This window comes from Polaromonas sp. (assembly GCF_012927455.1).
Taxonomy (GTDB): Bacteria; Pseudomonadota; Gammaproteobacteria; order Burkholderiales; family Burkholderiaceae_C; genus Polaromonas.
The window spans coordinates 482310-496133 of sequence record NZ_JABBPE010000002.1; the positions used below are offsets into that span (position 1 = coordinate 482310).

General features: G+C 64.7%; 10 protein-coding genes. 1 reads left to right on the forward strand and 9 read right to left on the reverse strand.

Translation table 11 applies throughout. From position 1 onward, the window contains the following. Positions 1–18: 18 nt before the first annotated feature. The 9 genes from HHJ18_RS02825 to HHJ18_RS02865 form a co-directional block, all read right to left on the reverse strand. Complete coding sequence (locus HHJ18_RS02825; RefSeq protein WP_296911309.1) at positions 19–1479, reverse strand: alginate export family protein; 1461 nt, start codon at positions 1477–1479, stop codon at positions 19–21. A 21-nt stretch (positions 1480–1500) separates the two neighbouring features. Continuing rightward, a complete protein-coding gene (locus HHJ18_RS02830; RefSeq protein WP_296911311.1) occupies positions 1501–2280 on the reverse strand; it encodes a hypothetical protein in 780 nt (259 codons plus the stop codon). Continuing rightward, positions 2265–3461 (reverse strand): glycosyltransferase, encoded by a 1197-nt coding sequence (locus HHJ18_RS02835; protein WP_296911313.1) that lies wholly within the window; start codon positions 3459–3461, stop codon positions 2265–2267. The genes HHJ18_RS02830 and HHJ18_RS02835 overlap by 16 nt, the downstream gene beginning before the upstream one ends. A 93-nt stretch (positions 3462–3554) precedes the next feature. After that, complete coding sequence (locus HHJ18_RS02840; RefSeq protein WP_296911315.1) at positions 3555–4862, reverse strand: aminoglycoside phosphotransferase family protein; 1308 nt, start codon at positions 4860–4862, stop codon at positions 3555–3557. Then, positions 4862–6232 carry a phosphotransferase gene (locus tag HHJ18_RS02845; protein ID WP_296911316.1) on the reverse strand — a complete coding sequence of 457 codons (1371 nt, stop codon included), beginning with the start codon at positions 6230–6232 and terminating at the stop codon, positions 4862–4864. The genes HHJ18_RS02840 and HHJ18_RS02845 overlap by 1 nt, the downstream gene beginning before the upstream one ends. Next, the gene (locus HHJ18_RS02850) at positions 6229–8337 is read right to left on the reverse strand and encodes an alginate lyase family protein (RefSeq protein WP_296911318.1); all 2109 of its coding nucleotides are present in this window, start codon (positions 8335–8337) and stop codon (positions 6229–6231) included. Before HHJ18_RS02850 ends, HHJ18_RS02845 begins: the two co-directional genes overlap by 4 nt. Next, positions 8334–9767, reverse strand: a complete 1434-nt coding sequence (locus tag HHJ18_RS02855; RefSeq protein ID WP_296911320.1) for a glycosyltransferase family 4 protein — start codon at positions 9765–9767, stop codon at positions 8334–8336. Before HHJ18_RS02855 ends, HHJ18_RS02850 begins: the two co-directional genes overlap by 4 nt. Next, positions 9736–10986: a glycosyltransferase gene (locus HHJ18_RS02860; RefSeq protein ID WP_296911321.1), complete on the reverse strand. Its 1251-nt coding sequence runs from the start codon at positions 10984–10986 to the stop codon at positions 9736–9738. The genes HHJ18_RS02855 and HHJ18_RS02860 overlap by 32 nt, the downstream gene beginning before the upstream one ends. Beyond that, on the reverse strand, positions 10941–12224 hold the full coding sequence (locus HHJ18_RS02865; RefSeq protein WP_296911323.1) for a glycosyltransferase: 1284 nt from the start codon (positions 12222–12224) through the stop codon (positions 10941–10943). Before HHJ18_RS02865 ends, HHJ18_RS02860 begins: the two co-directional genes overlap by 46 nt. 231 nt (positions 12225–12455) lie before the next feature. Between HHJ18_RS02865 and HHJ18_RS02870 the strand changes: the two genes are divergently transcribed. After that, positions 12456–13823, forward strand: a complete 1368-nt coding sequence (locus HHJ18_RS02870) for an ATP-binding protein (RefSeq protein ID WP_296911325.1) — start codon at positions 12456–12458, stop codon at positions 13821–13823. Position 13824: the final 1 nt, after the last annotated feature.

A 13824-nucleotide genomic window follows, 5' to 3' on the forward strand; every position in this document is an offset into this window, starting at 1 on the left:
CTCCAGTTGAATCGAAGGTTAAAAGTTGACTGACATGCCTAGCTCGATTGCGCGCGCCGGATTGCGCCGGTTGCTGGCGAAGGCCGCGCCAGGCTTGAAGCGCGACCACTTGAATGTGAGCTCTACCTGCCGCCACTCGCGCAGTACCACCGCCAGATCGAGTTCGCGGCCGATGTCGCCGTTCGCGCCCAAAGGGTCAGTGCTCAGGCGCGCGCCGGGCAGCTCGGTAGAGGGAACGCGCTGGCGGTAGCGGTGCGCTACCAGCTCAACCGAGCTGTTGCCGAGAACGCGAACGCCCGCACCCAGCGTGCTCACCGCCAGGTTGGACAGCTCGGGCTGCAGCAACTCCCCGTAGCGGCGCAGCCGCTTGACGCCGGCCAAGCGGGTTTTGTTCTCCTGGAGTCCGGTCTGGCGAAAGTTGGCGTCAAGCGTGGCACTGCGTTCACCGCCCGAACCGCGCGCATAGCCCAGCGTGACCGACGGACGCAGCGGGACCGGGAAGATCAGCGTCGCGCCGACGTCCAGCGCCTGGCCGCGCACGCGTCGCGTGCTGCTGCTGCCGGCAGTGAACTGGCCATCAGCGCGCTCGCTGTAGCGCGTAAGCGTCTCGCTGCCGCGCAGCATGGCGGCATCGGCCCAGTAGGCCAGGCGAGGACCTTTGTCAAAGCGCCATTCACCGCTGGCGCGCAAGCCGTGCCAACGGGCGGTAAGGTCGCTCGGATCGGTGTCGTCTTCGCTGGCTGCCAGCGAGCCGACGGTCGGTCGTGCGGAGCTGTCGCGCGCATGCAGCCAGAACGCATCGATCGTATGGCGGCGTGCAAGGCGCCAAGTCGCTTGCCCGAACCAGCGATTCACGCCGCGCACGCTGGGCTTGATCCCATGTTCGGCCGAAGACACCCGCGCAACTTCGCGCGCGAGGCCGGTGTCCAGGCGCCATTTGTCGCCGGCGTAGAGCACGCGCACGGCGTCCAGGTCATCGTCCCACCACCAGGCGCGGCGGTCGATCAGCGCTACGCGACCGGCCTGCAGCGCCCAGAGGGTGCCGCCCAGCCGCTCAAACTTGACCCAGGCCTGGCCGCGCTCCAGCGCCTGGCTCGTCTGCTTGCCGTCGCTGCCCTGTGTGCGGCGCGATTCGTGCAGGCCGACAGCCTGCAAAAAGAGCTCGGTGTCCTGGGTTGGCCGCGTGCGCGCCTCCAGCTTGACTTCGTGCTCACGCACGCGGCGATCACGCGCCGTGGCAGAGTTAAGGTCGAAGTTGTCGCGCAGCTCATCGCTGTATTCCCAGCTGCCACTCAGCTGCACAGGCCGGCCGAGGGCATTGACCGTCAGGGGCTGCTCGGAGCGGCGTTCGTCGACGCGCAGTCCCGCGGGTTCTGGTGGCGTGACGAGCCCGACGGGTGTTAAGTCCTGCGCGTGAACCGTTGCGCCCAGCGCCTGGCATGCCGCGGCGGCTAGAACCAGGAGAGTGGAAAAGTTCATGGGTGTGTCCTTTTGTCGCACTCAGGCCGCGATGTGGAGCGCAGCCTTGCCAAGGCATTCAACGCTTGTTGGCTGCAGCGCGCGCATGGAGCGCCAGCGCAGACGCGAATGCCGCGCCAGCGCGACGAGCCAGCCTTCAAGCAAGGCCAGCTCGCCGTCATCCATTGCCGCGTGATGCAGCATCAGGCCTAGCGGCTGGCCGTCGGCGTTGCGCTGGCTGATGGCGCGCGCCAGCGCCTCGGCCAGGGCTGCCGGACCGCCGGCACGGTGGTGTTTGCACCAGTCCACGTCAACCGGCAGTTCCGGCAGCGCGCGCTGCGGCGTGGCGCCGCGGTCGCGCGACAGTACTGCGTAGCCCAACTCGGCCAGCAGCCCTGGCGTGCCGGGTGCGCAGCGGTTCCAGGGGGGGGTGAAGATGGCGTCCAGGCGATCGTCAAAATGCTGCTGCAACAGGGCGCGGCCACGCAGCAAGTCCTGGCGCTGCGCATCCATATCGCGCGCCGCGCCAAACTCGCCCGAACGACCCTCGCTCTGGTGGTTGGCGTGGGCGTAGCCGTGCTGGTGCACGCCGACGCGCCCGGGCGCGGCATCGATGCGCGCGCGCAGCGCATGCGCCAGTGCATCACCGAGGGCCAGCGGAATCACCGCCAGATCGATCACCACGCCGGCGCGCGCCGCGACATCGAGAAGCGCGATCAGGCGCGCGTCATTCCAGCCGGCGTCGTCGTCCCGCAGAAAGATATCAAGCGGCGCGCTTGCCGCATCGAGTGCGACACGCACTGGGGTCAAGACGTCAGACATGTTGCTTCCTGAATTTGGGTTTGGCGTTGCTGGGCCTGCAACTGGGCGAGGATGCTGGCGCTGCGCTCAGCGCCGTCCAGCGCGAGTGCAGCGGGCTGTGGCTTGAAGGCCAGCAGTCGTTCGATGGCGGTGGCCAGGACTTCGGGGCGCAAGGCGTCGGCGTCAAGCTGCAGCATGGCGCCCAGCGCGGCCAAACGTTCGGCGCGCTGGCTTTGCTCGTTTTCCGTGGCCGTCTGGTAAGGCACGACCAGAGCCGGAACGCCGGATACGACCAGGTCGAGCGCGGTGTTGTAGCCGCACTGGCTGAGCGAGGCCCGCGCAGCGCGCATCTCCAGCACCATGTCGCTGACGTGGCGCACCAGCTCGACGCCCGGCATGCCTTCAGCCTGGCGCTGCAGGGCTTGCCAGTGCGGCTCGGGCAGGAATGGCCCGGCGATGATCCGCATCGGCAAGGGCTGCGCCAGCAGCGCGCGCGCCGCCAGAGCACAACGAAACAGCGCATCGCCGACGATGCCGCCGCCAGCAGACACCAACAGGTGCCCGCCGCGCACGCATGAAGCGGCCCGCTCGCGTGCAGGCACAACAAAGCCGCTGTGAAATACCGGAGTTCGCATCGGCCGTGTTGGCCGAAAGCTCGTCTCCAGCCGGGCAAATTCAGGGTCCGAATGCACCAGAACCGCATCAAAGTAACGGTCGGTCAGCCAGCGCGCACGGTCATCGTGGTGCTGCTGGTCGGGCCGCACGTCAACCAAAATGTCGCGCAGGCTGCAGGCCACCAGCGCACCACTGGGCTGGGCGCGCGCGGCGCGAATCATCGGCAGTATTTCGGTGGCGAACTTCTTGCGGCCAAAGGGGAACAATTCGACCAGCAACACATCGGGCTGGGTCGAAACTACCGCCGCATCGATCAGGCGGCGGCGTTCGACGCGCGCAGCGGCCACGTCAAACACGGCATCACGGCTGACGACGGTGTGGCCATCGTCCATACCCAGCGGCGGTAGGTCGATGCGTTCAATTCCCGCCGGCACCAGCACACCTGGCGGCAATCGGCCGCCGTTCAAAAAGACCACGCGAAAGCGTTGGGCCAGCGCAGTAGCCAGCGCGAAGCTGCGTGTCAGGTGTCCGATGCCCAGCGAATGCTGGCAGTAAAACAGCAGCGTTGGCAGTGATGGGTTACCCATGACGGCGCTCCACCAAGGGTTGCGGCAAGGCCAGTGAGGCGAAGGCTAGCGCTACGCGCTGCTGGTTCAGACAGGCGAGGTACGAAGCAGTATTCATGTTGTTGGCTCCGTTAAAACAAGGGCAAGGCGCTGTTCGGTGCGCGCAAGGCGCAAGGCAAGTTCAGCGCGCCATCCGGGCCGCTGGTAGATGAAGGCTCGGCTGGCTTGCAGCAAGGACTGCATGGCGCAGTGCCAAAGCAGGCCCAGCGGTTCAAAGTGCCGGGGTGCAGCGCTGCAGTAGCCTGCGATCAACGCGGCAACGGCGGCCGCGCACCGGGACGCGGGCAACTCCGCCTGTTCCAGCTTGACGATGAACTCGGCCAGGTCTTCCATGGGATTGCCAAGAGCAAATTCGTCAAAGTCAAACAGCACGACACGACCGGCATTGATCCAGACCTGATCAGGATGGAAGTCGCCGTGAATCAGCGTCGGCGGCGCATCGGGAAGATCGCGAGCCGCCAGGGCCAGCCCTTCAGTGATCGCTGCGACACGTGAACCAAGCTCGGGGACCGCGCGGACGAGCTTCACCTGACGGCGCTGTAGTTCGGCAAGCCAGTGCGACAGCGGCCGTCGGCTGCTGGTATTCAGGGGCGCCTGCTGCAGATGCGCCAGTGCGCGCCCCACGGCGCGAAACGCGCAGGTAGCTTTTGCTGTATCGGCCAGCGACATCAGCGTTTGCCCGCTGGCAGCAGCCTGCCACAGCGTGCGCGTGGCGGCGTCAAAACCCAGCGGCTCGGCCACGCACGGAGCGCTGGCGTCTCGCTGCGCCAATCTCCAAAAGTAAACAAAGCGTTCATGCAGCAGGCTTGCATGGTCATCCGCGAAGGTCTTGCCGTACACCACGCGCGGGGCGAGCGCCGCTTCGCCCGACAGCGTGTAGCGCAAGGTGGCGCGGCGCTCCGGTTCGTAGCGCAGCGTCTCGACCAAGGTGACCGCCTGCCCGCCAGCAGTGCAACATTCCGGCAAACAATCGGAAAACTTAAGCGGATCGAGTAACTGCGGCAGCTGCGGCAGGCCGGGGTCGTAGGGCCAGGGCCAAAGCAGCATATCAAGCTCGGGCAAATGCAGCGCCGGCGTCCCCTTCGCCGCGTCGGCACTGGCACCATCACGGTAAACCTTACCGTAAAAGTGGCGTGGAAAGTGACACCCGGTGGCTGTATCAGTCACATCGAGCTCATAGCAAAGCGTTAGCGGGACCGGATGGCGGCGGCGGGAACTGCTGCGTCTCACTTTGGATATACGAAGCTGGGCAATTCCGAAGGGGCCATCGGGTAGCTCCGGCAAAGCTATTTGTAACAGCGCGCGCATTGCCTCGGGCTCCAGGCAGGTATCGATCGAGAGCGTCTGTGAGGGGCGCGGCATCACACTTCCTCCAGACTTTGGCTGCGGGCGATGTCCGCCGCCAGTGTGATCAGCCCTGGCGCTATCGCGAAGCGGCCGGGCTTGAGGTTGACCACGCAGCGCCAAGCGCGCTGGCAAAGCAGGTTCCAGGCGCAGGCCCAGGCAAGCGCCTGAGGAGGTGGTTGTATACCCCCGGCGCCGGCATAGCCCTCAAGCAATGCCTGCCAGGCTTGCTGATCGCGTGTCGGCGCGCCACCTTCGAGCACCGCCCGGTACATGCCTTCGGCCATCCAGGCACCCAGCTCCAGCAGCGCGGGTCCGCGATGCAGGTCGTCAAGGTCGATCAACGCGAGTTGATCACCATCGGACAGCACGTTGCGCGGGTGCAGGTCGCCGTGCAGCGTCACCAGGTCCGCACCTTCTAGCCAGCGCAGGCCGTCAGTCAAGTATTCTGCGGCGCGCCGTAGCGTGCCGCGCGATGCCGGCAGAGCATCGCCCAGCAGCTCGGTGATTTGAATCAGACGGGTGTAAAGAACGGCGCGTGAAAGGTCGCTCGCCGCAGCCACGGGCGTGCCGTGCAATGCGGCCAATTGCGCGCCCAGTGGCGTAGCCAGTCGGGTCGCTTCAGTGCGTGGCAGGTCAAGCAACGCCCGGCCTGGCAGCCCCAGTTGCCAGCGCAGTGCATGGGCAGGCTGCCACAACAAGGCTCGCGGTGTGCGCAGGCTACCAGCATCCCAGGCCGGCGAGGCCTGCAGCGTGCGCAGTATCTCGTGCGCCAAAGCGCCATCTGGCTCGCGGCTGGCCTTGGCATAGACACGCTGCTGGACGTGCTGCCCGCCGGCCTGCCAGCGCAGATCCAGTCGCGCGGTCAGGCGCTGTTCGGGCACATACTGCACGATCTCTATCTCATGATTGATCAGGGCGCCGCGCCCGTCGCTAAGTACCGCCACGAGTTCGGGCAACACATGCTCGCGCAAAGCATGGGCATCGGCCAGCAATTGCGGGGCGGTGAGTTTGGCGTCGTTGGGCCACCACCAAGTGAGCATGTCGAGCGCCGGCAGCAGTCGCAGTGCCGGCCCGGAGAGCGTGGCATGCAGCGGCGTGGCACTGACGCTCGCGGCGCGGCGCACCGAATCACCACCGCTGCACAGGCGCGCCGTCACGCGTTGCTCCAGCGCCAGACCGCTAATACCATCACGCAAACGCAGCAGGTAGGAAAGCGTGCAATTGCGGTTTGGCCGGTATTTAACGCGTTCGATAGTGCAGCTCTCAAGCTGACTGCCGTGTACGCGCAACTCGTCGGCGAACACTTCGGCCATGGCGTGCACGTCAAACGCGCGCGCCAGCTGTGGCAGCGCCGGATCCTGCGGCAGCGTGTGAAAAGAAGTCATCCGTGACACCCTGCCCCTTCAATCAGACGGACCACGCCACCTGGCCCGTGCAGCGTGGCACCGGCATGAGAGACTGCCCGAAGCATGCTGCCATCAGCTGCTTCTCGCCAGTGCAGCCAGCGACCGAAAAACTGGTACGGGCCAATACGCCAGCAGCGCGCTACCACGCCACGCGCATGAAACCAGACGTCATGCATGGGCTCGCCGTCCAGTGTCAAGCCGATGCGCAGTGCGCGCGTAGTCAGGTCGCCCTCGACTGCGACCTCGCCAACTGCCGGCAAGTCGCTCACGGCCAACGGGGGCTCACTGCCCGCCCAAGGCAGCAGCACCGTGTCGAAATCGGCATCGCAGCCGCGCGCTGTGGTGCGCAGCGCCGGCGCAGGCTGTTTTTCCCCGTAGCGTGCCGAGATCCATCCGGCAGCGAGCCTGGCGCGCTGGCCGGCGCGTGAGGGCTGAGCGATGCACAGTCCGGGGCTGGAAAGCTGTGTGCCGTTTTTGTCCAGCAGCGTGGTGTGCTGATCGGCGTCTGGACCAAGCTGAAAGTTCAGCGAGTAGTCGTGAACACTTTCCGCACGCAACCAGTCGCTGACAATCCAGTAACGACGGTCAACAAAGACGATGCAGCGCTGGTGCAGCGCGTCGTACTCATGGCTGTCGCAGCGGCCGTGTAGCAGGTCCAGCACGGCGCTGGCGGCGCACTCGATCAGCGTGGTCTCAGGCGCTGGTCCGCCAATTTTGTGTCGCACCGAGCCTTGCGAGTGGCGCGACGGCTGCTTGATCGGTTTCGGCAGATAGCGCGTCTGCGGCAGGTCGTCCACGCAAACGGTATTGTGGGCGGCGGTGCTACGAAAGTGGACGCGCCAATTTGTCTCTCCTGCCTCGCTGTAGGTGAAGCGGCCCGGATCGACGACCAGCGACCGGCCGTTGGCTGCAAGCTCGAAGCTGAGTGCATCGAAGTGGCCGTGATTGCCTTCGCCCAGCGGTCCGCAGTCGAACACCAGATGCTGCGCGTCGGCAAATTGTGGCGACGCCGGCCAGCCGCTGCGCAGCACATGATAGCCACTGGCAAGAAAATGGGCGGCACGGCGCGCTGGCGGTGTGCCTTGCCGGCCCCGCGTAGCGACGAAGCGCATGTCCTCTCGGTCGAACAGCTGCGCACCCTGCAGCAGCAGCGGCAAATAGCTGCGTGCATCACCATCGGAAAAGCTCGGTACGATGCCGTCAGGCTTGTGCACATGCAGGCTGAATTCAAGCGCGCGCTCCAGCGCCTCATCCATCGCTGTCGGTACGGTTTCGCCGTTGTTTGCGGCCAGATTGCGCACCTGCAGCCAGTTGCGCAGCGCGAGATGGTGGTAGTCGGTCGACAGTTCGCAGTGCACACCATCGGCCAGCAGGTCAGCCTGAATGTTGGCCAAGGTCTCACGCAGTGCGAACGCGCGCCAGTGCGCCGCACGCTGGAACTCCGGGAACACTGCACCGGCCAGACAGATAGCCAGCAGCTCCAGCGTGCGGTGGTTGCGCTTGGGCGTCAGATTGGCGCAAAGGTATTCAACCTGTTCGTGAAGGGAATGCAGCATGCGGCGAAGGAATCCCGCCTCTACCGGCGCTGCCTGGTCTGGTCTGTCGTGCATCACCATGCCGTGCAGGCTGTAAATCCAGTTCTGCACGCGCCGGCCCGTCACGTCGGCGGCGATAAAGTCCGGCGGTGTCACCCGAATCCACCCATCAATGAGCTGCGCCCAGCGCCGCACATAGCGCGCGTCGCCACTCGTCTGCCATGCCTGGGACAGCCCTGCGGCGTAGTAGAACTTGTGCAACAGAATGTGCCACTCGATATCTGAGCTGGGATTGCTAAGCCAATCCAGCGGGTCGGCGAGCGCATGGGTTTCGCCATTGAACTCGAAGCGACCTTGCATCAGGCCTTCTATACGGGTAGGAAGAACTTCCTCCGGGTCCACCACCGCCTCGAAAGACACTGTGCGCGCACTGCGGTAGTGGGCGAGCAGCGCAGCGTCATCCAGATCGTCCCACGGCGCACAAAACAGGACGTCGGTGTTGCCGGCGGTGGCAGCCAAACCCGCAGCAGAAAAAACGGCCACGTTCATGTCGTCACCCCTTCAATGGGCGCGAGGTTAGAGGTGCCCCGCGCCTGCTGCAGCTGCCAGGCGAACAGATCGCGCAACGCCACGGTTGTACGGCGCGAGTCGAAGCGCTCACACATGCGCTGGCGCCCGCCCTGCGCCAGGCACACGTGCAGCGCATCGTCTTGCAGCACGCGCCTGAGTGCCTGGGCTAGCCCGGCCGGGTCGCGCGGCTCAACCAGCAGGCCGTGCACGCCATCGTCGATGAGTTCTGGAATTCCCGAGATGCGCGTGGAGACCACTGGCACGCCCATCGCCATTGACTCGGCCAGCACGTTCGGAAAACCGTCGCGATCACCGTCATCCATCACCTGGCAGGGCAGCGCGAAGACGTGGGCGCGGGCGTAGATGGCGCGCAAGCGATCCTGGGTCATGGCGCCGCGCAAACTTACCTGGTCGCCCAGCCCGCGCTCGGCAATCAGGCGGCGAATCGACTCGTAAGCGCTTCCGCGCTCGCCGACGATGATGCAGGCGAAGGCCACGCCGGCGTCACGCAGCCAGGCGCAGGCTTCGATCAGCTGGTCAAAGCCCTTTTTTTCGACGAAGCGGCCCACCGAAAGAATCAGCGGCGGCGTGCCGGTCTGGCGCCGTGGTCGCACGAGCCGGTCGGTCTCAAGCCCATTGGGCATCATGTGCGGTGGGGCAAACCATTCAGTATCGAGCCCGTGGTAAATCGCGTGCACCTCGTTTGGCCGAGGGTGACGCGCGCGCAATACCTGCGCGTTGGCGCAGGTACAGGTTGCGACGAAGCGAGCGTCCTCCATCTTGCGCTCGAGCAACGTACCGGGGTTGAGGTCTGCCTGATAGATGTCCTTGGCATGCGCGGTAAAGCTGTAGCTGATGCCCGTCATGCGGCTGGCAAACCAGGTGATAGTGGCCACGCCATGGCAGAAGTGGCCGTGCAGGTGGCCCACGTCGCCTTGACGCATCACGTCGGCCGCGATCGCACCGGCCTGCAAGAATTCTTTGACAAAAACCTTGCGCAGGCGCGTGTGGCCTTGCTCGTCGCGGCTACGGTGACGCCACGACAACTGCAAAGCGCTAGCCAGCGCGCCCGCCCAGCGCAGCGGGTGGCGTGCAGCAACCTGGGCGTGAGCGTGCCAGAACGCTCCCAGGTTGTCGCCCAACCAGCGGACCAGCGTAGTACCAGACAGCGAGGAAGCCTCTGTCAGGTAACGCAGCGGTGCGCGGATTTCACCCACCACCGGATGCACCATTAGCTCGCGCTCGTCTTTTACCGAGTACAGGCGCAACGCCAGGCCAAGTCGTTCGAGCTGGTAAATTTCGTGCGCAATAAAGGTTTCCGACAAGCGCGGAAAACCATTCATCACGTAAGCCACGGCTTGGCGGCCTTTGGGCGTGTCACGCGACGGCATAGGGAGAGCTGTGGGCATGGGATGTCTCCAGCAGCTGGATCACCAGCCGCAGGTTGTGGTCGTTGTCAAAGGTTTCGGTAACGGCCTGGCGTGCGGCACGTCCTAGGGCTGCGCCCAGGATTGGGTCGCCGATCAGTCGGGTCACTGCATCGGCCAGCGCTGCCGGGTCGTCAGGTTCTATAAGCAGGCCGTTGCGGCCATGGCAGACGATCTCCGGAATACCCGAGACGTTGGTGGCCACCACGGGCACACCCATGGCCATGGCCTCCAGAAGCACGTTGGGAATGCCGTCGCGATCACCATCAGCGGCCACCCGCGAAGGCTGAACGTACACGGTGGCACGCGCGTAGCAGTCTATGACGTGCTCGCGCGTCAGTTTGCCGGTGAGCTGGACCTGGCTCTGCAAGCCATGGCTTGCGATGAGCGCCTGCAGCCGTTCTTGCTCTTCGCCATAACCCACAATCTCGCAGCGAAAATGCTGGCCGCGCTGGCGCAGTAGACCGCACGCGTCTATCAAGGTGTCCAGGCCCTTCTTTTCGCGCAGCCGGCCTACGCTCAAAATCAGCGGAACCCCGCTTGGCGCCAGCCGGTGCTGCGGATGAAATACCGCGTGGTCTATGCCGTGGTACATGCGCTGCACGTTGGCGTCAGGCGCGATGGCGCGCAGCGTCTGGCAATTGAAGTCGGTGCAGGTGACCGTGAAACGGGCGGCGCCCATCTTGCGCCGCAGGTCGTCGGTGTCGGAAAGGTAAATATCCTTGGCATGCGCGGATATTGAAAACGGCATGCCAGCCAGGCACGACACCAGTTCGGCCACATCGGCCGGCGTCGAGATGAAGTGCGTGTGCAGGTGCCGCACGCCGTCGTCGCGCAATTGCCCGGCCAGCCAGCCGGCACGCGCAAAGTCAATGAAACCGGCACGCCCGCGACCGCTGGCCAGGCGCAGCGCCCGCAGGTAATGTAATGGCCGCGTCGCAAGCCAGCGCGCATGGCGCACGGCAAAACCGCGCCAGTCCGCGCGCAGCGACGCCGGCACGCAGGTAATTGTCGAGTGCACCCCCGCCACCGCCGGGTGCGCCAGCGCATCCGTCGGGGCGGCGAGCGTATACAGACGCAGCGACACGCCCAGCCGTTCGAGCCCCAACACCTCTTCGAGCACAAAGGTCTCGGAAAGCTTGGGGAATATCTTGACTAGCAGACCGATGAAACAACGGCTGTCTGGCGCGGTAGCGACCATTTGGCCTCCTGAGCATGCGTAAAAAGGGTGCTGACAGCGCTGCGCGCGGTATCGGCTGTGAGGTCGATGGCGTCAAAGATCGCCGCAGTGACGCGCGCCAAGCCGTCAAGCCGAGGCGACTGTGGCAGGGCCTGATGGGCCGCCAACGCGGCGAGTTCAGACTGCAGTCCGGCCATCAGGGCGGACGGCGTGAGGCCCACCGGGTTCAGCATACGAACCAGGCCAAGACCGGCCATGCGCTCGGCGCGCATGTGCTGCTCGATACCCGGCTTCACGCGCGGCACCAGTACGGCCCGCTTGCCCAGCGTAAGCAATTCGCAGACGGTGTTGTAGCCTCCCATGGCGAGCACCACGTCAGCGCCAGCCATCAGCGACATCATGTCGTCGCTGAAGTCCTGCATGCTGACTTGCGGCAACACTGCTGCGGCCTCGATGGCGATACGCCGGGCATCGGCCATCTCGGGCCCACACACGATGTGGGTGCGTGGGCGGTGCGTCGCGGGGATGCCTTTCAGACCTGACAGGCAGGCGCCAATGAGGTCGTGCCCGTCTTCGCCGCCGCCTGGGGTGACCAGCACCAGCGGTTGGCCTTCCCGCACGCCCAGGCCGTGGCGTACTTCGGCCCGTGTCTGCCGTCCAAACTGGCGCGCAATGTAACCACAAAATCTTATTTTTGCCGCCGCGAATGGCGGAAACTGGTATTCGCGCCGCAGGTCGAAAACGTCGGGCGAGCCGACCACCAACACCTGGTCGTAGTAGGCTTCGATCGCCTCGAAATAGCCATTCTTGCGCCACACGCGCATGGTGGTCTCCGGGCTGTCGAGGATGTCGCGCAGCAGCAGCACCAGCTTGGGCCGGCGCCCACCGGACTGCAAATCCATCAACGCACCGGACAACTCGTCTTCGACGCCGAAAGGCTTTTTATCGACCAGGATCAGGTCGGGCTCAAAATCAGCGATGGTCGAACGGATCAGATTGGCGCGCAGTCGCACCAAGGCGTCCAGATCCAGCGGCAGGCTGCGCGCGCCGTAGCGGCCGTCCACATTTCGTGACAGGCACGGAAGCTTGACATAGTCAATCCGGTCCGGTATACGAAACGCGTGCAGCATCGGTGAGCCGGTGATCACGAGCACCGAAACCTCCTGCGATTCCTGCACCAGGTGACGCCCAATTTCCAGCATGCGGCGGATGTTGCCGAGTCCAAAAGTGTCGTGCGAGTAGATCAGAATACGTTTCATGCCGGGTTCCTCACTAAAGGTTGCCGCGCTGGTGCGTGGCCTGTCTTGCTTTAGATTTGCTTGAATGTGACAATTAATTAAATAGCACTCAAAAACCGGGCCAGCCAGGCTTACGAGGCAAAACCGATGATTCATATAGGTTTTTTTCGGCGAAGTGGCAGGTCGCCCCCAAGACGCGGGTCTTTTGCCCACAATTTGCGTGGGTCTTTTGCCCACTTTTTTGGGGTTGCCATGCCCCAAGATGCAGCGCGCCCGCACCGGGCACGTTTCGCACTAAGCCGGTGGTTCGCAGGCGTGGCTTTTACCGCCATCGCGGCCATCGCGGCTACCAGCGTGTGGTTGCTCAGCTGGTTTGTTACCGAACGGATGCTCTGGCAGGAAGGCGCGCTGACGCGCGACTTCGTGCACAGCCTCATGCTTGTGGAGAAGCCACTGCACAACTACCTGCGCAATCCCGAAGGGGCACCGCCGCTGCCGGTGCAAAATGCGTTCGAACACATCGGGCGCATGCCCGACGTGGTGCGCGCCAACGTCTATGGGCGCGACCGTCAGGTCCTCTGGTCGAGCGACCAGCAGCTCATAGGCCGCAATTTCGGCGTCAATGACGACCTCGATGCGGCGCTGGCCGGCACCATCGTGGTCGAGAAGAAAACCGATATCCAGCGCGTACACGGCAAGGCCGAATACGAACTGCTGCGCCCTGCTGAAGACCTGTTCATGGAGCTGTATATGCCCGTACTGGATCTCGAGACCGGCAAGGTCATCGCCGCGATCGAGTTCTACAAGAACCCGCGCGCGCTGATGGGCGTGCTGGCGCAGCTGCGCAGCTTCATCACGTTCGGCGCGGTGGTGTTCGGGCTGCTGCTGTTCATCGCGCTGTTCTGGCTGGTGCGCCGCGCCGACCTCACCATACAGTCGCAGGAGCACCAATTGGTCGAGAACGAAACCTTTGCCGTCGTCGGCGAGATGAGTTCGGTCGTGGCGCACGGCATCCGCAACCCGCTGGCCGCCATCCGCAGCTCAGCCGAGCTGATCCTCGAATCGCCAGGCCACAGCGCGACCGATGCGGCACTCGACATCGTCGCGCAGTCCGACCGCCTCGGCTCATGGGTGCGCGAACTTCTGGCCTACACCAGGCCGACGGACGAGACGCCGCAGCCGGTGGCGCTGGAGCCACTGGTGCGTACCTGCCTGAAGGAATTTTCACGCGAATGCAAGCGTCGCCAAATTGGGGCGAGCGCTTATCTGCCCGACTATCTTCCTGACGTGCGAGGCGATTCGCTGGCGGTGGGTCAAGTGCTGCGCAGCCTGCTAGCCAATGCGCTGGATGCTGTGCCCGAGGGCGGACGTATCGTTGTACGCGCGACCTGCGACCTGAACAGGGGTGACGTCACGCTGACGGTTGAAGACAATGGCCAAGGCATGACGCCGGACCAGAGGGAACGCGTCGGCAAGCCCTTTTTTACCACCAAGGCGCACGGAATGGGCTTGGGTCTTGCGCTCGCGCGCCGCGTCATCGAACGCGCCGGTGGCAGCTTCCGCATCGACAGCGAACCCGGTCGCGGCACCACAGTCTCGATCATGCTGCGCGCCGCCTAAC